20 protein-coding genes are annotated in these 20,717 nt (G+C 63.9%); 6 read left to right on the forward strand and 14 right to left on the reverse strand.

What is annotated here, in order from left to right:
• Positions 1-134 precede the first annotated feature (134 nt).
• The 3 genes from AC5ZG5_RS10895 to AC5ZG5_RS10905 all read right to left on the reverse strand — a co-directional run bounded on the left by AC5ZG5_RS10895 (position 135) and on the right by AC5ZG5_RS10905 (position 2,811).
• Positions 135-965, reverse strand: a complete 831-nt coding sequence (locus AC5ZG5_RS10895; RefSeq protein ID WP_130226342.1) for an OmpA/MotB family protein — start codon at positions 963-965, stop codon at positions 135-137.
• 34 nt (positions 966-999) lie between these two features.
• Positions 1,000-1,773, reverse strand: coding sequence for a motility protein A (locus AC5ZG5_RS10900; protein WP_028166504.1), 774 nt, complete (start codon positions 1,771-1,773; stop codon positions 1,000-1,002).
• A 207-nt stretch (positions 1,774-1,980) separates the two neighbouring features.
• Entirely contained in the window at positions 1,981-2,811 is an 831-nt protein-coding gene (locus AC5ZG5_RS10905) for an SDR family NAD(P)-dependent oxidoreductase (protein WP_456641840.1), read from the reverse strand.
• Between the two features lie 117 nt (positions 2,812-2,928).
• Between AC5ZG5_RS10905 and AC5ZG5_RS10910 the strand changes: the two genes are divergently transcribed.
• Both AC5ZG5_RS10910 and AC5ZG5_RS10915 read left to right on the forward strand, forming a co-directional pair.
• Positions 2,929-3,360, forward strand: a complete 432-nt coding sequence (locus tag AC5ZG5_RS10910) for a hypothetical protein (RefSeq protein WP_456641841.1) — start codon at positions 2,929-2,931, stop codon at positions 3,358-3,360.
• Positions 3,361-3,674: 314 nt separating this feature from the next.
• Positions 3,675-4,301 (forward strand): TerC family protein, encoded by a 627-nt coding sequence (locus AC5ZG5_RS10915; protein ID WP_028166507.1) that lies wholly within the window; start codon positions 3,675-3,677, stop codon positions 4,299-4,301.
• Positions 4,302-4,318: 17 nt separating this feature from the next.
• On the opposite strand, the gene AC5ZG5_RS10920 is transcribed toward AC5ZG5_RS10915, so the two are convergent.
• The 4 genes from AC5ZG5_RS10920 to AC5ZG5_RS10935 all read right to left on the reverse strand — a co-directional run bounded on the left by AC5ZG5_RS10920 (position 4,319) and on the right by AC5ZG5_RS10935 (position 9,082).
• On the reverse strand, positions 4,319-5,038 hold the full coding sequence (locus AC5ZG5_RS10920; RefSeq protein ID WP_456641842.1) for an RraA family protein: 720 nt from the start codon (positions 5,036-5,038) through the stop codon (positions 4,319-4,321).
• A 270-nt stretch (positions 5,039-5,308) separates the two neighbouring features.
• Positions 5,309-6,190, reverse strand: coding sequence for a CDP-diacylglycerol--serine O-phosphatidyltransferase (pssA, locus tag AC5ZG5_RS10925; protein WP_130226346.1), 882 nt, complete (start codon positions 6,188-6,190; stop codon positions 5,309-5,311).
• A 77-nt stretch (positions 6,191-6,267) separates the two neighbouring features.
• On the reverse strand, positions 6,268-6,966 hold the full coding sequence (locus AC5ZG5_RS10930; protein WP_456641843.1) for a phosphatidylserine decarboxylase: 699 nt from the start codon (positions 6,964-6,966) through the stop codon (positions 6,268-6,270).
• Between the two features lie 142 nt (positions 6,967-7,108).
• Positions 7,109-9,082, reverse strand: coding sequence for an ABCB family ABC transporter ATP-binding protein/permease (locus AC5ZG5_RS10935; protein WP_456641844.1), 1,974 nt, complete (start codon positions 9,080-9,082; stop codon positions 7,109-7,111).
• A gap of 230 nt (positions 9,083-9,312) precedes the next feature.
• On the opposite strand from AC5ZG5_RS10935, the gene AC5ZG5_RS10940 reads away from it, so the two are divergent.
• Positions 9,313-9,918, forward strand: coding sequence for an LOG family protein (locus tag AC5ZG5_RS10940; RefSeq protein WP_028166512.1), 606 nt, complete (start codon positions 9,313-9,315; stop codon positions 9,916-9,918).
• An 86-nt stretch (positions 9,919-10,004) separates the two neighbouring features.
• Here AC5ZG5_RS10940 and AC5ZG5_RS10945 read toward each other — a convergent pair whose 3' ends face one another.
• From AC5ZG5_RS10945 to cysS, 4 genes are all read right to left on the reverse strand, one after another.
• Positions 10,005-10,382 carry a VOC family protein gene (locus tag AC5ZG5_RS10945; RefSeq protein WP_028166513.1) on the reverse strand — a complete coding sequence of 126 codons (378 nt, stop codon included), beginning with the start codon at positions 10,380-10,382 and terminating at the stop codon, positions 10,005-10,007.
• Between the two features lie 134 nt (positions 10,383-10,516).
• Positions 10,517-12,115: a citramalate synthase gene (cimA, locus tag AC5ZG5_RS10950; RefSeq protein ID WP_456641845.1), complete on the reverse strand. Its 1,599-nt coding sequence runs from the start codon at positions 12,113-12,115 to the stop codon at positions 10,517-10,519.
• On the reverse strand, positions 12,112-12,624 hold the full coding sequence (locus tag AC5ZG5_RS10955) for a GNAT family N-acetyltransferase (RefSeq protein ID WP_456641846.1): 513 nt from the start codon (positions 12,622-12,624) through the stop codon (positions 12,112-12,114). The genes cimA and AC5ZG5_RS10955 overlap by 4 nt, the downstream gene beginning before the upstream one ends.
• On the reverse strand, positions 12,624-14,036 hold the full coding sequence (gene cysS, locus AC5ZG5_RS10960; RefSeq protein WP_456641847.1) for a cysteine--tRNA ligase: 1,413 nt from the start codon (positions 14,034-14,036) through the stop codon (positions 12,624-12,626). The genes AC5ZG5_RS10955 and cysS overlap by 1 nt, the downstream gene beginning before the upstream one ends.
• Positions 14,037-14,326: 290 nt before the next feature.
• On the opposite strand from cysS, the gene AC5ZG5_RS10965 reads away from it, so the two are divergent.
• Both AC5ZG5_RS10965 and AC5ZG5_RS10970 read left to right on the forward strand, forming a co-directional pair.
• The gene (locus tag AC5ZG5_RS10965) at positions 14,327-14,632 is read left to right on the forward strand and encodes a hypothetical protein (protein WP_130226351.1); all 306 of its coding nucleotides are present in this window, start codon (positions 14,327-14,329) and stop codon (positions 14,630-14,632) included.
• A gap of 212 nt (positions 14,633-14,844) precedes the next feature.
• Positions 14,845-15,978: a DUF2865 domain-containing protein gene (locus tag AC5ZG5_RS10970; protein ID WP_035691287.1), complete on the forward strand. Its 1,134-nt coding sequence runs from the start codon at positions 14,845-14,847 to the stop codon at positions 15,976-15,978.
• Here the strand turns inward: AC5ZG5_RS10970 and AC5ZG5_RS10975 are convergent, their stop codons facing one another.
• Genes AC5ZG5_RS10975 through AC5ZG5_RS10985 form a run of 3 tightly spaced genes read right to left on the reverse strand, consistent with a single transcriptional unit; the run spans position 15,979 to position 19,521 of the window.
• On the reverse strand, positions 15,979-17,730 hold the full coding sequence (locus AC5ZG5_RS10975) for an NAD+ synthase (RefSeq protein ID WP_456641848.1): 1,752 nt from the start codon (positions 17,728-17,730) through the stop codon (positions 15,979-15,981).
• Between the two features lie 45 nt (positions 17,731-17,775).
• Positions 17,776-18,129 carry a diacylglycerol kinase gene (locus AC5ZG5_RS10980; protein WP_028166519.1) on the reverse strand — a complete coding sequence of 118 codons (354 nt, stop codon included), beginning with the start codon at positions 18,127-18,129 and terminating at the stop codon, positions 17,776-17,778.
• 3 nt (positions 18,130-18,132) lie between these two features.
• Positions 18,133-19,521 (reverse strand): class II 3-deoxy-7-phosphoheptulonate synthase, encoded by a 1,389-nt coding sequence (locus AC5ZG5_RS10985; protein WP_456641849.1) that lies wholly within the window; start codon positions 19,519-19,521, stop codon positions 18,133-18,135.
• 171 nt (positions 19,522-19,692) lie between these two features.
• On the opposite strand from AC5ZG5_RS10985, the gene AC5ZG5_RS10990 reads away from it, so the two are divergent.
• Positions 19,693-20,598 (forward strand): alpha/beta hydrolase family protein, encoded by a 906-nt coding sequence (locus AC5ZG5_RS10990; RefSeq protein WP_456641850.1) that lies wholly within the window; start codon positions 19,693-19,695, stop codon positions 20,596-20,598.
• Positions 20,599-20,717: the final 119 nt, after the last annotated feature.

Raw genomic sequence — 20,717 nt, forward strand, 5'->3', positions numbered from 1 at the left:
AGGAACGCCCCATCTGCTAGTTTGATCCGGCGCCGCTATCCACGCTTCCGCGTTCCCTGTCAACGGTTGCGGCGCCCGCGACAAGCGCGTAACGGTCTCCGGCTGGACAGGCGGCCGATAGTAAATTCGGCGGATTACGGCTTCAAGCCGGGCGGCAGCGGCGGATCCTCACGCATCAAGGTGATGGTGACGCGACGGTTTGCCGCGAGCGAAGGATCGTCCGGAAACAACGGCTGGCTGTCGGCCTTGCCCGAGACGGCGAAGATGTGCGAGGGGGGCAGCCCTTCGCGCTCCAGGATCTGGCGCACCGCGTTGGCGCGGTCCGCCGACAGGTCGAACGCTCCGTAGTCGCTGCGCGCCGGCACGAAACCGGCGGCGGTGTGGCCGACGATGGATACGCGCAGCGGCGTTGCCTTGAGCGGCCCGGCGAGCTTCTGGATCAGCCGCCGTGTCCGGTCGTAAGGTACCTTGGAGCCGTCGGCGAACATCGAGCGGCCGTCCTGGTCGATGATCTCGAGGTTGAGACCCTCCTTGGTTTCCTCGAACATGATGTGCTTGGACATTTCGGTCAATTCCGGCATGTCCTGCAGCGCCTGCCGCAGCGAAGCGGACGCGAGCGCGAAGGCGCGGTCGGTGTGCAGCTTGGCGCCGTTCTCCTGGTTGCGCTCCTTCTCGTCGGGCGTCGGCCGGTCCGACGTCTCCTCCGGCGAGATATGCTCGACGTTCTTCAACTTCGGCCGCGTCGGCAGGCCGTCGGATTCGATGATACCGGAATAGCGCACATTGGTCTGCGAGCCGAAGGCGTCGCGCATCGAGCCTGCGACGATCTTCAGCTTGTTGTTGTCCATGCTGGAGAAGGCGACGAGCATCACGAAGAAGCTCATCATCAACCCCATCAGGTCGGCGAAGGTCACGAACCAGCCGTGACCTCCGGTATGTGCGTCGCCACGCTTTTTCTTGGCCATCGGGTGAAGCTCCGGACCGCTGCCAGGCCGAAGGTCAGGCCGGGACCGGCTCGCCCTCTCCCTCGCGGTGCTTTTCCGGGAGATAGGCGAGCAGCATTTCGCGAACCAGCGCCGGGCTCTTCGAATCGCGGATCATCAGGATGCCGTCGATGATCAGGGTGCGGTTGGTTTCCTCGTCGAGGAGCTTGCCGTGCAGCTTGTCGGCGATCGGCAGACAGAACAGGTTCGCAACCAGCGCGCCATAGAGCGTGGCCAGCAGCGCGGTCGCCATGAACGGGCCGAGCTTGGAGGGATCGGTCATGTTGGCGAACATCTGCACCATGCCGATCAGCGTGCCGATCATGCCGAAGGCCGGCGCGCAGTCGCCGATCGCGCGGTAGATCTTGCTGCCCTCGTCGAGATGCATCAGGAAATTGTCGCGGTCGCGTTCGAGATTGTCGCGAATGAATTCGAGGTCGTAGCCGTCGGCGACGTAGCGGATTCCCTTGGCCAGGAAGGGCTCGTTGGTCTCGACCTTTTCAAGGCCCACCGGCCCCTGCTTGCGGGCGATCTCGGCAATCCGGGCCAGTTCGTCGACGAGATCGCGCGCCGAAAGCCGGCTCATGGTGAAGGCGAATTTGGCGCCCAGCGGCAGGCCATGCAGGATCGCGGCCAATGGAAAGCGGATCATCGTGGCCGCGATCGATCCGCCGAAAATGATGATCATCGCATGTTCGGAAATGAACATGTGCAGGTCGCCGCCCATCAGCATCATCGCTGAGATCACGATGATGCCCATCACGAGCCCGACGCCCGTCATAATATCCATGGGAGACTCCAACGCGTACGCTACACACCGCCTGTCCTGGACGGTGCACGACCCAACCCCGGACCGCGCCGGAAAACCCTACGTGGCCGCCATTAAAGACCCGTAAAGGTTAAGCCGAAGAGGAACCCGTAAAATCCCGAGTGGCCGGATCAGGCCTGAGCGCAGCGCTGGTCTCAATCTTTCGCTAACCATAATCGCCGGCGCCGCTCAGTGACCGCTATCGAGCCCCGTGAGTTCGAGACTGAGCGCGCGCAGCCGTCTCCGCGCCGACGCCTCATAGGCCTGCGGATTGGCCCTGGCCTCGTTCATGCCGTTGAAGAACAGCCCGCTCTCATCGGCGACATCGTCTCCCGACACCAGATGCAGGATCGCTTCGCCGCCCTGCTCGACGGTCGAGATCGGGGTGATGCCGCCGGCGCGCACCATCGTGGTGTTCATATAGGTTGCCGGGTGCAGCGAATTTGCGGTGACGCCCGAGGCTTTCAGCTCTTCTGCGAGATCGATCGTGAACATGATCTGCGCAAGCTTGCTCTGGGCATAAGCGCGCGAGCCGCTGTAGTTCTTCGTGATCATCACGTCGTCGAAGTCGATCGGATGCTGGCCGAGCGAAGCGACATTGACGATCCGCGACGGCGCGCTCGCCTTCAACAGCGGCAGCAACAGACGCGCGAGCAGGAAACCCGCAAGGTAGTTCACGGCAAAGCGCAGCTCATAGCCGTCCCTGCTGGTCTGCCGCGCGGATCCCTCGTTCTGCGAGCCGATCCCGGCATTGCTGATGAAGACGTCGAGCCGCTTGTGGTTCGCGAGCACGGCCTCGCCGAGTTTTCGCGTCTCGGCAAGCGAGGACAGGTCGGCCTGATAGAAAATGGGCTCGCGGCCTCCTGCCCGCCTGATCTCTTCGATCAGCGATGCCCCGCGCGCTTTGTCGCGCCCGTGGACCAGCACGCTGGCGCCGCCGATGGCGAGCCTCTTCGCAACGTAGCGGCCGACACCGTCGGTTGAGCCGGTGATGAACACGGTTTTGTCACGCATTTCCATCGCACACCTCCGGTCCCTGCCCGCCCGGGTTCCACACGGCGGTCGAAGGACAACTACACCCGTCTGCGGCGCTGCGCCACGGGTCAGAAACCTCCCGCGCGCAAGAGTGTTTTGCTATTGGTTGCCGCCAATAGCTGGCTCATCAGCAGATGCTGCGCGGCTGCTATTGGGCGTTCGTTCATTCAAAGGGAACCGATGTTGGCCTCCAGTTCAAACTGGATCATGCGAAATGCTCCGTCGCTGGAGCCTTTCGGTCTGTTCGCACTGTTCGGCGCCCTGACCGTGTTCCCTGCCATCCTGATGATCCGCGTGCTCGAACCTGAGCTCGTGCTGCCTGCGTTCAGCATCCTGCTGTTCGCGGAGGCCGCAGTGGCCGCCATCCTGGCGCGCCTGATCAAGGCTCAGGAGAACTCAGGGAAAGTCACGTGGTGGGATTTTGCCGGTGCATTCACCTTCATGGGGTGTGCAGCGGCAATCTTTGGAGAACCGGACCAGGCGGCGCTGTTCTTCGAGGAAGAAGCCGTCGCGCGTGCGAATTCGCGACCGTAACAGAGCATGATCCGGAAAAGTGGAAACCGGTTTTCCTCGCGACAAACGCGAAGCGTTTGCGCGGAGATCATGCTCGAACTCAAAGAGATGAGATCATGATCCGTCTCATCGGATCATGATCTAAAGCGTACCAGGCCGGGCCCCTCTGGCAGCCGACAGGCTGCGATGTCGGACTGGAGTTAAGTTGGAGTGGCCCTGCTTTGATCTGCGGCATTGATCGCGGGACGTATCGGTGAATCCCTCACCGATGTGCGTCGCCATCAAGCCGGTATCTCATCCGGGTCACTCTCCAGACCAGAAGGGGAGCATGACCCGTGTCCGAATTTCTTGGCTTTGAATTTCTCACCGCGCTGTTGCAGGTCGTCCTGATTGACCTGGTGCTCGCAGGCGACAATGCCGTCGTGATCGGCCTTGCCGCAGCCGGCCTGCCCGAGAAGCAACGTAGCAAGGCGATCCTGATCGGCATTCTGGCGGCGACCGTGCTGCGCATCATGTTTGCCGTCGTGGCAACGCAGATCATGCAGATCGTCGGCCTCTTGCTTGCCGGCGGAATCCTGCTGTTGTGGGTGTGCTGGAAAATGTGGCGCGAGCTGCGCGCCACCGCGAAAGAGGAAGCCGACGCAGAGCTCGGTGGCGCGTCTGCAGACGGGGCGCCCCGGAAGACGCTCTTCCAGGCCACGACGCAGATCATCGTCGCCGACGTCTCGATGTCGCTCGACAACGTCCTGGCTGTCGCGGGAGCGGCCCGCGAGCACCCGAGCGTGCTGATTTTCGGCCTGATCCTCTCCATCGCATTGATGGGCGCAGCCGCGACCTTCATCGCGCGGCTGCTGCAGAAGCATCGCTGGATCGCCTATGTCGGCCTCGCCGTCATCCTCTATGTCGCCATCGACATGGTCATTCGCGGCGCCCACGACGTCGCCAAGGTCGCGGCGCTCTGAGCCGCGACCTATTGGAGTTAGTGGATCTCGGCCGAGCGCTTCAGCGCTTCCTTCAACTTCTCGAGCGAGAAGTCCGGGCTGCGTGCGATCTCCAGGATCGGCGTCTCGCGACGCGCGCAGAGTTCGGCCGCATCCGGCAGCTTGGCGGCGACATCGTTCGGGATCACGATCGCACCATGGCTGTCGGCATGGATAAGATCGTCGGAGCGCACGGTCATGCCGGCAACCCGCACCTCGCCGCCGAAGCTCTCGGCATGCACCCAGGCGTGCGACGGGCCGATCGATCCGGCGAGCGCCTGGAAGCCCGGCGCCCATTGCGGGATGTCACGGATCGAGCCGTCAGTGATCACACCGAGACAGCCGAGCGCCTTGTGCACATTGCTCTGCACCTCGCCCCAGAACGCACCATAGCCGACATCGGCGCCATCGATATCCTGGATCACGGCGATGCGCGGACCAAAGCCGGTGCCGACATATTCGTAGTATTCGATGCGGCGCTTGGCCTGCTCGGCCGCCGGCAGACCGGATTGCAGCACCGAGCGGATCGTCACGGTGCGGGCATAGCCGACAATCGGCGGCAGGTCCGGGAACGGGCAGACCAACGGCTTGGTGGTGTAGCCGATCAACCGCCGTTCCGGGGCGACGATCTCCATCGCGTTGCAGATCGTCGGCGTGTCATAGCGCGCTAAGGCTTCGAGGACGGACGCGGACAGCGGGGCAGTGACGGCTTTATTCACGGCGTTTCTCCTGGCAAATGGACGCTTCTTGACGAGACGATCTTGGCCCATGCCTATAGCCGAGATCGGCCGTGAACCCAACCAAGCTTCCGCTCATGGCTGACATTTGGGCGGGCGAGGAATGCGCTATCGCTCCTCATCCAGAGGAGCGCGAAGCGCGTCTCGAAGGATGAAGGCTGCAGACGGGGCCTCACGGTTCTCACGGCGATGCGAAGCATCGTCCGGAGACGCGGCCTAAGGCCGCTCCTCACCATGAGGGTTTGGCATTATTCAATTAAGCCGCGCCGGACGATCGTCGTGGTCGGCGTCAGCGACACCCGGATAGCTCGGCGACGGAGTTGCCGACGTCGGGGCTCCGGCCGGCACAGCGGCCTGCGCCTCCGCGGCGCGCGCGTGGTCGCGATACGTTTTCCAGCCCCATGGCAGGCTGATCAGATAGAGCACCGAGCCCGCGGAGAGGATGTGCCAGGGATAGCTGACCAATAGCGCGATGAAGAACACCACCGACACGAACACCGGCAGCAGCATTTCCGGCGGCACCCGCATGCGCATTGTCTTGCCGGAAAACACCGGCAGGCGCGACACCATCAGGAACGCGATCAGGAGCGTGTAGAAGGCCGTCAGCATCGTCGGCGGCGTAGTGATGCCCAGGAAGCCCAAATAGACCGGCAGCAACACCGTGATGGCGCCAGCTGGCGCCGGCACGCCGGTGAAATAATTCGCCGCGAATGCCGGCTTGTTTGGATCGTCGATCGAGGCGTTGAAGCGGGCGAGCCGCAGCCCGCCGCTGATCGCGAACACCATGGCCGCAATCCAGCCGCCATTGCCCAATTCGTGCAGTTGCCAGAAATAGAGGATCAGACCAGGCGCCACGCCGAAATTGACGAAATCCGCGAGGCTGTCGAGCTCGGCGCCGAACTTCGACTGGCCCTTGATCAGGCGTGCGATGCGCCCGTCGATGCCGTCAAGCGCTGCAGCGAACACGATCGCCGCGACCGCGAGCTCCATCCGCCCTTCGGTCGACAGGCGGATCGCGGTCAGGCCGGCACAGATCGCGAGCAGCGTGATGACATTGGGCACCAGCAACCGGACCGGAATCTGGCGAAACCGCCGGCGGCGCAGTTCCGGGTATTTGGAATCGATCGGCATCATGGCTCGCGATTATATAACAAGCGCCGGCGCCCTCCGCCATCGCAGCGGCAAGGCGCCGCAATTGGGGGTGCCGATGGTTAATCGGCCCGGTACGTCCACCCCGGCTCGGGGGTGCGGAAATCGGCCAGAACGGTCTCGCCGGCGATCGCCGTCTGGCCCTCGGATACCAGAGGCTTGGTGCCTTCGGGCAGGTAGACATCGAGCCGCGAGCCGAACCGGATCAGGCCGAACCGTTCGCCGGCGCCGATCGACTGGCCTTCGCGCACGAAGGAGACGATGCGCCGCGCCACCAGGCCTGCGATCTGGACCACGCCGATGCGGCCGTTGGGCGTCGAGATCACGAGCGAGTTGCGCTCATTGTCCTCGCTGGCCTTGTCGAGCTCCGCATTGATGAAGACGCCCGGCCGGTAGGCGATCCGGTCGATCCGCCCCGCAACCGGACTGCGGTTCACGTGACAGTTGAACACGCTCATGAAGATCGAGACCCGCGTCAGCGGCCGGTCGCCTAGCCCCAGTTCGGCCGGCGGCAGGGCTTGAGTAATCATCGAGACGCGCCCGTCGGCGGGCGCCACCACCAGCCCGTCCCGCACCGGCGTCACCCGCACCGGATCGCGGAAGAACAGCGCGCACCAGACCGTCAGCACGGCCCCGATCCAGCCCAGCGGCGTCCAGATCCAGAACAGGATCAGGCTCGCCAGCGCGAAGCCGCCGATGAACGGATAGCCCTCAGGATGAATGGGCGGAATCTGCGCGCGGATGGAATTGGCGATCGACATCGACTCTCACTCGGTTTTCCGGTCCTAGAGCATGACCCGGAAAAGTAGAAACCGGTTTTCCGAAAAGATCATGCTCAAACAAAGAGATGAGAGCATGATCCGATTCCGTCTAACCGGATCAGGCTCGCGACGGAGATGGAGCCTATTCGGCGGCCGTCGGCAAGGGCTTCTCGACGGGATCAGGCTCGGGTTCGTCGACCGGCGGCGGCTCGCGGTTCGGCGCCTCGCTTCCGTCGTCGACCATCGCCAGCTTCTCCCGCGCCTCCTCGGCCTCGCGCTGCCGGTTCCACATACTGGCATAAAGCCCGCCCTGCGCCAAAAGCCGGGGGTGGGTTCCGCGCTCGGCGATGCGGCCCTGGTCGATGACGATGATCTCGTCGGCGCCGACGATGGTCGAGAGCCGGTGCGCAATTACCAGCGAGGTGCGGTTGCGCGAGACCCGCTCGAGCGCAGCCTGGATCTCATGCTCGGTGTGGCTATCGAGCGCGGACGTCGCCTCGTCCAGCACCAGGATCGGCGGCGCCTTCAGCACCGTGCGGGCGATCGCCACCCGCTGCTTCTCGCCGCCCGACAGTTTCAGGCCGCGCTCGCCGACCTGGGTCTCGTACCCCTTCGGCGACATCCGGATGAACGTATCGATCTGCGCGAGCTTTGCCGCCTCTTCCACCTCGGCATCGTCAGCATCCCAACGGCCATAGCGGATGTTGTAGCGGATGGTGTCGTTGAACAGCACGGTGTCCTGCGGCACCATGCCGATCGAGGCGCGGAGCGAATTTTGCGTGACGTTGCGGATGTCCTGGCCGTCGATCAGGATGCTGCCGCTGGAGACGTCGTAGAGGCGGAACAACAGCCGCGAGATCGTGGACTTGCCGGCGCCCGAGGGACCGACGATCGCGACCGTCTTGCCGGCCGGCACCTCGAAGGAGAGGCCTTTCAGGATCGGGCGATCAGGCTCGTAGGCGAACCGCACATCCTCGAACCGCACGCTGCCCGCCGTCACCACGAGCGGCTTGGCATCGGCTGCGTCCTTGATCTCCGCCTTGCGCGCAAGCACGCCGAACATCTTCTCGATGTCGATGATCGCCTGCTTGATCTCGCGATAGACCATGCCCATGAAATTGAGCGGTTGGTAGAGCTGGATCATCATGGCGTTGACCAGCACGAAATCGCCCACCGTGTTGCTGCCATTGCGGATGCCGATCGCGCACAGCAGCATGATCGCCGTCAGGCCGGCGGTGAAGATGATCGCCTGGCCGGTGTTGAGGATCGCCAGCGACGTATAGGTCTTGATGCTGGCGTGCTCATAGCGCTCCATCGAGCGGTCGTAGCGCTCGGCCTCGCGCGCCTCGGCGCCGAAATATTTCACGGTCTCGTAGTTGAGGAGCGAGTCGATCGCTTTGGTGTTCGCTTCGGTGTCGGAGTCGTTCATCTTGCGGCGGATCTCGATCCGCCATTCGGTCGCGACATAGGTGTAGTACATGAACGCCGCGACAGTGATCACGACGACGCCGACATAGCGCCAATCGAACTGCCAAAGCAGCACGGCCGTCAATAGCGCAACCTCGACCACCGTCGGGATCAACTGCAGGATCACCATCCGCACGATGGTCTCGATGCCGGTGCGGCCGCGTTCGAGGATGCGCGTCAGTCCGCCGGTCTTGCGTTCCAGGTGAAAACGCAGCGACAATTCGTGCATGTGCACGAAGGTGAGATAGGCAAGCCGCCGCACCGCATGCATGGCGACGCGGGCAAAGATGCCGTCGCGCCATTGCGTCAGCACCGCCATCAGGACACGCACCGCGCCGTACCCAGCCGTCAACAGGAGCGGCGAAGCGATCAGCCACATCGTCCAGTTCGACGATTGCACCGGCGCGCTGGGCGTGCCGTTCAGCGCGTCGATCGCCCATTTGAAGGTGAAGGGCACCGACAGCGTCGCGAGCTTGGCGAGGAGCAGAAGCACCATCGACCACGCTACGCGCATCTTCAGATCAGTGCGGTCGCCAGGCCAGATATAGGGCCACAGATGCGCGAGCGTACCGACCAGGGTCGCCTTCTCGGCTCTGTTTGCGTCGGCAGATGACATATCGTTCAGGCGCAGTTGGGGTTGGGACGACATTAAGCCATCGCCGACGTCAGGACGGCGCGCCGGTTCGCTGTCACGTGATTTGCATGGATCCGCATTGTGCCCGTCATATAGGGGATTTTGACCTCGCGGAAACCCTCATGGAGTGGATCTTTCACGATTTTCAGCGATTTACGCCACTTTTACGCCACGACACGTGAAATGCCGGGCTTGACGTTTTTTTCGTTGCAGTGCCACATGAGCGGATGAACCAAATCAGACCTATGAACCAGATCAAAACCGTCTGCGTCTATTGTGGCTCCGGCCCCGGCACCAGCCCCAGCTTTGTCGAAGCAGCCAACGCGCTCGGAAGGATCTTTGCCGAGAGTGATATCCGCCTCGTCTATGGCGGCGGCTCGATCGGACTGATGGGCGCGGTCGCGACCTCCACGCTCGACCATGGCGGCAAGGTCACCGGCATCATCCCGGATTTTCTCCGCGCCCGCGAGAACGCGCTCACCCGCGTCCAGGAGATGATCGTCACGCCCGACATGCACGAGCGCAAGCGGCTGATGTTCGAGCGCTCGGATGCCTTCGTGGCGCTGCCCGGCGGCATCGGCACGCTGGAAGAGCTGGTCGAGCAGCTCACTTGGCAGCAGCTCGGCCGGCACACCAAGCCGGTGCTGCTCGCCAATATCGACGGCTTCTGGGAGCCGCTGCTCGCGCTGCTCGATCATATGCGCTCGACGGCCTTCATCCGCCCGACGCTGCCGCTCGAGGTGCTGACGGCCGACCGCGTCGAGGACATCGTGCCGCGCCTGCGCGCCGCTGCCGCGCGCGCGCCCGAGGCCGGCAAGGAACTCGCGCCGGACGTGGCGCGGCGACTGTAAGAGCATGATCCGGAAAAGTGGAAACCGGTTTTCCCTCGCGACAAACGCGAAGCGTTTGCGCGGAGATCATGCTCCAACGAAGAGGCTCACTCGCTCGGAAACGTCACCGCCTCGATGCGGTTGCCGTCAGGATCGGTGACGAACGCCGCGTAGTATCTGACACGGTCGTGCGGGCGCAGCCCAGGCGCGCCGTCGGAACGGCCGCCGGCACTCAGGGCCGCGGCATGGAAGGCATCGACCTCGGCGGTTGATTTCGCCCGCAGGCAGATGTGACTGCCCGTATCAGACGCGACCGGCTTCATCCCGGCGCGCAGGTTGATCCAGAATTCGGGATAGCTCTTGCCGAACCCGATCGTGGCCGGACGCGTGACCAGGCGCGAGAGGCCAAGTGGCGCGAACGTTGCTTCATAGAAGCGCGCGGAACGTTCGAGATCGCTGACACCGACAGAGAGATGGTCGATCATGCGTTACCCTCACCCTAGGTTCACCGTCATGCGAGGAGCGAAGCGACGAAGCAATCCATGCTTCCACGCGTGGAGAGATGGATTGCTTCGCTGCGCTCGCAATGACGGTGTTTGCCGATGCGTCGCCGCGCCCCTCACCCCGTCGCGCCTGACTTCACCAGCTTGTAGAATACCGAATCCATCAACGCCTGGAACGAAGCATCGATGATGTTCGGCGACACGCCGACCGTGGTCCAGCTTTCGCCGGTCTCGTCTTCACTCTCGATCAACACGCGCGTCACTGCCTCGGTGCCTCCATTGAGGATACGCACGCGGTAATCGATCAGTTTCAATCCCTCGATATATTTCTGATACTTGCCGAGGTCCTTGCGCAAGGCGACGTCGAGCGCGTTGACGGGGCCGTTGCCTTCAGCGGCCGAGATCAGCCGCTCGCCGGCGACGTTGACCTTCACTACCGCGAGCGCGACCGTGACGCGCTGGCCGAGGGCATTGTCGCGCTGCTCGACATTGACGTCGAACTGCTCGACCTTGAAATATTCCGGCACCTTTCCGAGCGTACGCCGCGCCAGCAGCTCGAACGAGGCGTTGGCGGATTCATAGGCGAAGCCCGCGGCTTCGCGCTCCTTCAGCTCGGCGACGAGCCGCGTCAGCTTCGGATCGTTCTTCTCGTAGGGAATGCCGGCCCGGTCGAGCTCGGCGATGACGTTGGAGCGTCCGGCCTGGTCCGACACCAGCACCTTGCGGTGATTGCCGACGGATTCCGGCGGCACGTGCTCGTAGGTCTGAGGGTCCTTCAGCACGGCGGACGCATGGATGCCGGTCTTGGTGACGAAGGCGCTTTCGCCGACATAAGCCGCGTGCCGGTTGGGCGCGCGGTTGAGCATGTCGTCGAGCGTGCGCGACACCTTCATCAGCGTCGTCATCTTCTCTGGCGTAACGCCGATCTCAAGCTTCTCGGAGAACTCCTTCTTCAGCCTGAGCGTCGGGATCAGCGAGCAGAGATTGGCGTTGCCGCAGCGCTCCCCTAACCCGTTCAGCGTGCCCTGGATCTGGCGCACGCCGGCGCGCACCGCCGCAAGCGAGTTCGCCACCGCCTGCTCGGTATCGTTATGGGCGTGGATGCCGAGATGGCTGCCGGGGATATGGCGCACGACGTCGCCGACGATGGTTTCGATCTCATGTGGCATGGTGCCGCCATTGGTGTCGCACAACACCACCCAGCGCGCGCCGGCCTCATAGGCGGCCTTGGCGCACGCCAGCGCGAACTCGGCATTCTCCTTGTAGCCGTCGAAGAAATGCTCGCAATCGACCATCACCTCGCGCCCGGCAGCCGTCGCCGCGGCGACGCTGTCACCGATCGAAGCGAGGTTCTCCTCGTTCGTGGTCTCCAGCGCGACGCGCACCTGATAGGCGCTCGATTTCGCGACGAAGCAGATCGCGTCCGCCTTCGCCTCCAGGATCGTCGCCAACCCGGGATCGTTGGACGCCGAGCGGCCTGGACGCCGCGTCATGCCGAAGGCGGTGAAGCGTGCATGGTCGAATTTCGGCTTTGCCGAGAAGAATTCGGTGTCGGTCGGGTTGGCGCCGGGATAACCGCCCTCGACATAGTCGATGCCGAGTTCGTCCAGCATTTGCGCAATCACCTGCTTGTCCTGCAAGGTGAAATCGACGCCATTGGTCTGCGCGCCGTCGCGCAGGGTGGTGTCGAAGAGATAGAGACGTTCGCGGCTCACGGCGTACCTCCCGCGGCAGTGCCATTCGCCAGCGTCTTCTGCATCGTGGTGTTGGCGAGCCACTCGCCCTCAATACTCACGCTGTTGCGCTGCTTGGCGACGTAGCCGCGCTTGCGGAAGAAATCGAGCGCGTTGTCGCTGGCATCGACCGAAAGCGTCTTGGTGCCGCGCGCGCCGGCGAGCTTTTCCAGCGCGTCGCACAGCATCGCGCCGACGCCCTGCCCGGCCACGCTCGGATGCACGTAGAGCATGTCGATCTGGTTGTTGTTCTTCAGCGAAGCAAAGCCGACCGGCGAATTCTGGATGGTTGCGATCAGCGTCAACTCCGCGGCGAGCTTCTTGCCGAAGGCCACCTCGTCATCAGCCACGGCTGCCCAGGCTTCCTGCTGCGTCTCGCCGTAGTCGTCGCCGGTCAGTTCCTGGATCGCGGCCACGAAGATCGCCGCCAGCATCGGCGTATCCGCCGGCAGGAACGGTCGCAGTCCGGGTTGTGGGAGTGCCTGTGCCATCATGCCAACTCCCATGTGGTCACGGGTTTGCCGTCGGCCCCCTTGCCGTCTTTCAGCACGACGCCCTTGGCCACAAGCTCGTCGCGGATGCGATCGGACTCCTTGAAATCCTTCCGCGCACGTGCGGCCGCACGATCCAAGATCAGGCCTTCAACCCATTTCGGATCGATGCCACTCGCCTGCTGCTTGCGGCCCTTCCATTCCGCGGCACTCTGGCCGAGGAAGCCCAGGAAGCGGAGCGATACCGCAAAAGTGCCGCGCGCCTCTCCATCGCTCACAGCCGCATTCCGCAATCCGTGCAGCGCCGTGATCGTCTGCGCCGTGTTGAGATCGTCGGACAATGCCTCGACCACGCCCTCAGCCGGCCGATCGCCCACGGCATCTGCTGCCACGGCGTACCAGTCGTCGAGCGTCCTGGCGCTTTCTTCCAATCCCTTCAGCGTCCAGTCGATCGGCGAGCGATAGTGCGTCTTGAGCATGTTCAGGCGCAGCACTTCGCCCGGCCAATCCGCCAGCAACTCCCTGATCGTGACGAAGTTGCCGAGCGACTTCGACATCTTCTCGCCTTCGACCTGCAGGAAGCCGTTGTGCATCCAGGTGTTCGCCATCCGCGCTTCGTGGAAGGCGCAGCAGCTTTGCGCGAGTTCGTTCTCATGATGCGGGAACACGAGGTCGATGCCGCCGCCATGGATGTCGAACTGCTCGCCGAGATGCTTCCACGCCATTGCCGAGCATTCGATATGCCAGCCCGGACGTCCCGGCGCTGCGATGCCTGACGGCGACGGCCAGGACGGCTCGCCGGGCTTCGCTGGCTTCCACAGCACAAAATCGGTGTTGTCGCGCTTGTAGGGGGCAACATCGACACGGGCGCCCGCGATCATCTCGTCCAGCGAGCGGTTGGCGAGCGCGCCATAGCGCGGCAGCACGCCGTTGGCGGCGTTCATCGCCTGCGGCGAGAACAGCACGTGGTCTTCGGCGACATAGGCAAAACCATCTGTGACCAGCTTCTCGATCAGCACCCGCATCTCCGCGATGTGCTCGGTCGCGCGCGGCTCGACGGTGGGGCGCAACGCGCCGAGCGCGTCGACGTCCTCGTGAAACTGGCGCTCCGTTTGCTCGGTGACCTTGCGGATCGCCTCGTTCAGCGGCAGGCCGGGATAATCCCGCGCAGCGCGGTCGTTGATCTTGTCGTCGACGTCGGTGACGTTCCGGACATATTTGACGCGGTTCTCGCCGTAGACGTGCCGCAGCAAGCGGAACAGCACGTCGAAGACGATCACCGGGCGCGCGTTGCCGATATGGGCGAAGTCATAGACCGTCGGCCCGCAGACATACATGCGCACATTGTTGGGATCGAGCGGCGCGAAGGGCCGCTTTTCCCGGGTCAACGTATCGTACAGACGCAATTGCATGGAATACCCGTCCCTTGTGGCCGGGTCGTCACGTGATCTCGATGTGAGAAAAGACGGCCTCAGCCAGCGAATCGCTAGCTAATAATCTCGCGGCAAATGCTGCAGATGGCGAGGTGGCCGTTCATGGTTCCACCATGGCGCCATCCGGGGGACGGCGTCAAGGGCTGTTTGCGCCCGTTCTGAAGGCGATTCCGCCCCTTCCGATGATTCCAAACGCACCATGGTTAATCATTATTAACGTATTGGGCGTAATCGGATAGGCACTGGTTCCCTTCCCCACTCGGTGCTCCATGCGATTTCGATCGGCATTCCTTGCCTGCACATTCATTTTAGCCACCTCCGCCGCACTGGCCGACAGCCGCGTCTTCATCATCGCCAACCATGATGACGGCTATGGTGTCGACGAATGCCTCGCGCGGGGCGACAAGTGCGGGGCGCACGCCGCCCGCTCCTATTGCCAGTCACGAGATTTTGCCCAGGCCACCGCCTATCGCCGCGTCGATCCTGACGAAATTACCGGCGCCGTTCCGAAGGCCGCGGGAAACTGCAGCGGCGCCGCCTGCGGCGAATATATCGCCATCACCTGCCAGCGCTGATCCGGCCAAGGTGGCAGCCAAGGGCCTGCCAAGGGCCGGTATTCTCACGGGGTTTTGCCACATCGGGGCCCCGGAAACGACGTGACGCTGCCCCGAGAAACGGCTATTGCAGGCGGCCTTGGCCGCGCCGTCGGGCTCGCCCGCCGCGCGGCGTCATTCTGTGACTGGACATGCCCAATCGCCTGAACTCTTGCTTCTCCCGCTGGATTTTGATGTGCGCCCTTCTGGTCGGCACTGCCCTGCCGGCCACTGATGCCTTGGCGCAGACGCCTGACGATGCTTACGCGCAGATGTCTCAGGACGCGCCGCCAGGCGCGCCGTCCAATCCGATCTGCATCCGGCTCGAGGGTCAGCTTGCGAGCATCGACCGCGGAGGCGGCAGCGGCGATTCGATCAGGGACGAGCAGATCCGCCGCTACCAGGAAGCCGCCTCGAGACAGCAGGCCGAGCTCGACCGTGTGATCGCGCAGGGGCGGCGCATGGGCTGCGATGGCTCCGGCTTCTTCTCGCTGTTCAACAACGGCCCGGCGCAATGCGGTCCGATCAACACCCAGATCCAGCAGATGCGCAGCAATCTCGATCAAATCATGATGACCCTGGAGCGGATGCGCAGCGGTGGGCTCGGCGGCGGCGACCGCGAGAACCAGCGCCGCTCGGTGTTGACTGCGCTCGCGCAGAACAATTGCGGCCCGCAATATGCCAATGCCGTGCGGGGGCCTGGCAATTTCCTCGACAATCTCTTTGGCAATCGTAACGATGATAACGTGACCATTGCGCCGCCGACCGGCGACCTCGCCCCGCAATCCGGCACCTACCGTACGGTCTGCGTGCGAAGCTGTGACGGCGCCTATTTCCCGATCTCGTTTGCGACGGTGCAGGGACGCTTCGCCGACGACGAGAAGACCTGCAAGGCGCAGTGCCCGGCGGCGGAAGCAACCCTGTTCGCCTATCGCAATCCCGGCGAGGACATCAACCAGGCGGTCTCGGTCAATGGCCAGCCCTATACGTCGCTGCCGAACGCGTTCAAGTTCCGCACCGAGTTCAACCCGTCCTGCTCCTGCAAGCCGGCGGGGCAGACCTGGGCGGAGGCGCTGAAATCGGTCGACGACAAGGCCGCCGTCGAGCAGCAGGGCGACATCATCGTCACCGAGGAGAGCGCGCGGAAGATGCAGCAACGCGCGCAACAGCAGTCCACCAAGCAGGCCCCGGCCGGGAAGAAGGGCGCGACATCAGCGAATGCCAGCCCGGCGCCCGACGCACCGGCAGCGCCGGTCGACCAGACCCCGCCGGGAGATCGGCCGATCCGCACCGTTGGCCCGACTTTCCTCCCGAAGAAACAACAATAATCAGCCCTCGAACGCCTCCACCGAAGCGCGGGTACCGCGCGTCACCAGCTTCTCGTCCGGCTGCGGCAACGCCTCGCCGCGATCGCGAAAGCGGTTGGTGATGGGATAACGGCGGTCGCGGCCGAAATTCTTCGGCGTGACCTTGACGCCGGGCGCGGCCTGCCGGCGCTTGTATTCGGCGATGGAAAGCAGGCGATCGATACGCGCGACCAGTTCGCGATCGAAGCCTGCGGCGACGATCGACGCGAGCGGCTCCTCGCGCTCGACCAGGCGTTCCAGGATCGCATCGAGCACGTCGTAAGGCGGCAGCGAGTCCTGATCGGTCTGGTTCTCGCGCAGTTCGGCCGTCGGCGGCCGCATGATGATCGAGGGCGGGATCACCTCGCCCGACGGGCCGAGCGCGCCGTCCGGCTTCCAGGTGTTGCGCAGGGCGGAAAGCCGGAACACCTCGGTCTTGTAGATGTCCTTGATCGGGTTGAAGCCGCCATTCATGTCGCCGTAGAGCGTGGCGTAGCCGACCGACATCTCCGACTTGTTGCCGGTGGTCACCACCATCGCGCCGGTCTTGTTGGAGAGCGCCATCAACAAGGTGCCGCGGGTGCGCGCCTGCAAATTCTCCTCGGTGATGTCGCGCGGCAGGCCCTTGAACGGCTCGGCAAGGATCTTCTCGAACCCGCTCACGGCGTCCGCGATCGGCAGCACGTCGTAGCGGATGCCGAGCATCCTGGTCAGGCTTGCCGCATCATCCAGCGACACCTGCGCGGTATAGCGGAACGGCAGCATCACGCCGTGGACCTGCTCGGTACCGAGTGCGTCCACCGCAATCGCCGCGCAGAGCGCCGAATCGATGCCGCCGGAGACGCCGAGCAGCACCCCCGGAAAGCCGTTCTTGCGGACATAGTCGCGCAAACCGAGCACGCAGGCCGCATAGTCCGCCTTGTCGCCCTCGAGCAGTGGCATGATCGGTCCGTTGCAGCGCCAGCCCGCCTCGCTCCTGGTCCAGCGCAGCGTCGTGATGCTCTCCTCGAAGGCCGGAAGCTGCGCCGCCACCGACAGATCAGCGTTGAGCGCGAACGAGGCGCCGTCGAACACCAATTCGTCCTGCCCGCCCACCTCGTTCAGATAGATCAGCGGCAAGCCGCTCTCAGTGACGCGGGCGACCGCGATCGAAAGCCGGAGATCGTTCTTGTCGCGCGCATAGGGCGAGCCGTTCGGCACCACTAGGATTTCCGCGCCGGTCTCGGCGAGACATTCGACGACGTTCTCATAATCCTCGGACTCTTCGAGCCAGATGTCCTCGCAAATGGGCACGCCGACCCGGACACCCTTCACCGTGACCGGCCCCGGCGCCGGTCCGCGTGCGAATAGCCGCTTCTCGTCGAAGACGCCGTAGTTCGGCAAGTTGGCCTTGAAGCGCAGCGCTGCGATGCGGCCGCCGTCGAGCAGCGCGCAGGCGTTATAGAGCTTGCCGTCCTCGACCCAGGGCGTCCCGATCAGGACCGCCGGACCGCCATCAGCCGTCTCACGCGCCAGTTCCTCGACCGCGGCACGGCAGGCGGCCTGGAACGCCGGCTTCAGGATCAGGTCCTCCGGCGGATAGCCGGCGATGAACAGCTCCGACAGCACCATGAGATCGGCGCCGGCGGCCTTCGCCGTCTGCCGCGCGGCGCTCGCCTTCGAGGCGTTGCCGGCGACGTCGCCGACAGTCGGATTGAGTTGCGCCAGTGTAACAATGAACTCAGGTTCGCTCATGGGATCAATGGTGCCTTGCACCCCTGTAAACTGCAATCGCCTGCGTTAGATCATGCCCATGCGCTCGGCGAGGGCGAACAGCCAGAACAGCCCGGCCATCACCAGCGCAACGCCGACCGCGGCGGAGCCCATGTCCTTGACCCGACCGATCTGCGGATCATGGTCCGTGGTCAGGCGGTCGGCGAGCTTCTCGATCGCGGTGTTGAGCAGCTCGATCACGAGCACCAGCACCACCGATGCAACGAGCTCGACGGAGCGCATCACGGTGGCGCCGATCAGCCACGCCGCCGGCACCGACAACAACAGCGCCACAACCTCCTCGCGAACCGCCTGCTCGGAACGGATCGCAAAGCCAAGGCCGTTCCACGAATTGATGGTGGCCCGCCAGAACCGCAGCAAGTGTTAGAGCCCCGCTACTGCCGGCATCGGTTTGACCTTGCTCGCCCGCTCCTGTTTCAGGAGCTCTGCGATCAGGAAGGCCATATCGATCGACTGTTCGGCGTTGAGACGGGGATCGCAGACCGTGTGGTAGCGGTCGTTGAGATCCTCGTCCGTGATCGCGCGCGCGCCGCCGATGCATTCGGTGACGTCCTGCCCGGTCATCTCCAGGTGAACGCCGCCGGCGTAGGTGCCTTCGGCCTGGTGGATGGCGAAGAACGACTTCACTTCCGACAGCACCCGGTCGAACGGACGGGTCTTGTAGCCTGATGTCGAGGTGATGGTGTTGCCGTGCATGGGATCGCAGGACCACACCACCGTCCGCCCTTCCCGCTTCACCGCCCGGATCAGCGCCGGCAGATGCTCGGCAACCTTGTCGGCGCCGAAGCGAGCGATCAGCGTCAGCCGGCCGGGCTCGTTGTCAGGGTTCAGCACGTCGATCAGCTTCAGGAGTTCATCCGGCTTCAGCGACGGGCCGCATTTCAGGCCGATCGGATTCTTGATGCCGCGGAAATATTCGACATGGCCGTTCTCGAGCTGGCGGGTGCGGTCGCCGATCCAGATCATGTGGCCCGAGGTCGCGTACCAGTCGCCGGTCGTGGAATCGACCCGCGTCAGCGCCTGCTCATAGCCGAGCAGCAGGGCCTCGTGGCTGGTATAGAAATCGGTCGATCGCAGTTCCGGATGGCTCTCGAGGTCTAGGCCGCAGGCACGCATGAAGTTCAGCGCTTCCGAGATGCGGTCGGCGAGTTCCTTGTAGCGGCGCGACTGCGGCGAGTCCTTCAGGAAGCCGAGCATCCACTGGTGCACGCTCCCAAGATTGGCGAAGCCGCCGGTGGCGAACGCCCGCAGCAAATTGAGGGTCGCCGCCGACTGCCGATAGGCCATCAACTGGCGCTGCGGATCGGGCGTGCGCGCCTCCTTCGTGAAGGCAATGTCGTTGATGATGTCGCCGCGATAGCTCGGCAGTTCGACGTCGCCTGCCTTCTCGGTCGGCGAGGAGCGCGGCTTGGCGAATTGCCCGGCGATGCGGCCAACCTTCACCACTGGCAGCGCGCCGGCATAAGTCAGGACCACCGCCATCTGCAGCAGCACACGGAAGAAGTCGCGGATGTTGTTGGCGCCGTGCTCGGCAAAACTCTCCGCGCAGTCGCCGCCCTGCAAGAGGAAAGCCTCGCCGGCAGCGACACGCGCCAGCGCTTTCTTCAGGTTGCGGGCTTCGCCCGCGAACACCAGCGGCGGAAAGGTCGCAAGCTGCGCCTCCACGTCGGCCAGTACCTTGGCATCCGGATAGTCCGGCATCTGCAAGACCGTCTTGGCGCGCCAACTGTCGGGTGTCCAGCGCTCGGACATGGGCGTTAACTCCTGAGCAAAAACCGCTACTTATCCGGGAAAGCGAAGCTATATATACAGGCTGTTGAAGGACCGCCAGCCGGAATTCCATCTGTCCGCTCAAGCTCTTGCAACAACAGTCGAATTCGCATTTGTTAGAGCAAAACGTCAACGCTTAAGGAAAATCCGTAAGTGGCTGAGGCTGCGCTCGACGACGTCTTCGCCGACGACATCATTGTACCCGCCATCGACGGCTACCCTCTCGGAGCGACGCTGTTCCTGCCCCGCGGCGCCAAGTGGCAAGCGGTCCTGATCAATTCGGCGACCGCCGTGCCGCGCAAGGTCTACAAGGGCTTTGCCGCCTATCTCGCCAAGCGCGGCTCCGTCGTCCTCACCTACGATTATCGCGGCACCGGCGATTCCGGGCCGAAGTCCGTGAGCGGAGACAAGCAGCCGAAATCGCTGGTCGGCTTCAAGGCTTCGATGTCGGACTGGGCCGCGCTCGACGTCACCGCCGCCGTGAGATGGATGCGCGAGCGCAACCGGGCGCTGCCGCTCGCTTATATCGGCCATTCCTTCGGCGGCCAGGCGCTGGGACTGATCCCGAACAACATCGAGGTGTCGCGCGCGCTGCTGGTCGCCTCGCAGGCCGCGACCTGGCGATTGATGGCCTCGCCCGAACGCTATCGTGTCTACGGCGCCATGAACTACATCCTTTTGCCGTTGACCCGCATGCTCGGCTACACACCCGGCTGGGCCGGGCTCGGCATGGATTTGCCGAAGGGGGTGTTCGAGCAATGGACGAATTGGGTGAACCGCCCGCGCTATCTGTTCGATGATGCTGCGCTCACCACGCTATCGAACTTCGCGAAGTTCGAGGGCGCCCTGCGCGCGCTCTGCATCAGCGACGATCCCTGGGCGACGCGGCCCGCGGTCGAATTGCTGTGCTCGGGATTTGGCGCCGCCAAACCGGAGATCATCTCGATCACGCCGGCGGATGCAGGCGTCAAGAAGATCGGCCATTTCGGTTTCTTCCGCCCCGAGCACCGCGACACGCTCTGGCGCGGTGCCGCGGAATGGCTCGAGGCAAGCGAGTGAGGTCAGGCCGTAGGATGGGTAGAGCGCAGCGAAGCAATCCATTTTCTCCGCAAGTGGCGCGATGGATTGCTTCGCTGCGCTCGCAATGACGGGGATGGGTTCTGATTCAACTTTCAAAC

The organism is Bradyrhizobium sp. Ses1 (assembly GCF_059512365.1).

Coding starts and splice junctions, on each gene's coding strand:
- AC5ZG5_RS10970 (WP_035691287.1), top strand. CDS start 14,845: ATGTGCGCCCTTCTGGTCGGCACTGCCCTGCCGGCCACTGATGCCTTG.
- AC5ZG5_RS10900 (WP_028166504.1), bottom strand. CDS start 1,773: ATGGATATTATGACGGGCGTCGGGCTCGTGATGGGCATCATCGTGATC.
- pssA (WP_130226346.1), bottom strand. CDS start 6,190: ATGATGCCGATCGATTCCAAATACCCGGAACTGCGCCGCCGGCGGTTT.
- AC5ZG5_RS10965 (WP_130226351.1), top strand. CDS start 14,327: ATGCGATTTCGATCGGCATTCCTTGCCTGCACATTCATTTTAGCCACC.
- AC5ZG5_RS10905 (WP_456641840.1), bottom strand. CDS start 2,811: ATGGAAATGCGTGACAAAACCGTGTTCATCACCGGCTCAACCGACGGT.
- AC5ZG5_RS10935 (WP_456641844.1), bottom strand. CDS start 9,082: ATGTCGTCCCAACCCCAACTGCGCCTGAACGATATGTCATCTGCCGAC.
- AC5ZG5_RS10895 (WP_130226342.1), bottom strand. CDS start 965: ATGGCCAAGAAAAAGCGTGGCGACGCACATACCGGAGGTCACGGCTGG.
- AC5ZG5_RS10940 (WP_028166512.1), top strand. CDS start 9,313: ATGAACCAGATCAAAACCGTCTGCGTCTATTGTGGCTCCGGCCCCGGC.
- AC5ZG5_RS10975 (WP_456641848.1), bottom strand. CDS start 17,730: ATGAGCGAACCTGAGTTCATTGTTACACTGGCGCAACTCAATCCGACT.
- AC5ZG5_RS10945 (WP_028166513.1), bottom strand. CDS start 10,382: ATGATCGACCATCTCTCTGTCGGTGTCAGCGATCTCGAACGTTCCGCG.
- cysS (WP_456641847.1), bottom strand. CDS start 14,036: ATGCAATTGCGTCTGTACGATACGTTGACCCGGGAAAAGCGGCCCTTC.
- AC5ZG5_RS10985 (WP_456641849.1), bottom strand. CDS start 19,521: ATGTCCGAGCGCTGGACACCCGACAGTTGGCGCGCCAAGACGGTCTTG.
- AC5ZG5_RS10955 (WP_456641846.1), bottom strand. CDS start 12,624: ATGGCACAGGCACTCCCACAACCCGGACTGCGACCGTTCCTGCCGGCG.
- AC5ZG5_RS10930 (WP_456641843.1), bottom strand. CDS start 6,966: ATGTCGATCGCCAATTCCATCCGCGCGCAGATTCCGCCCATTCATCCT.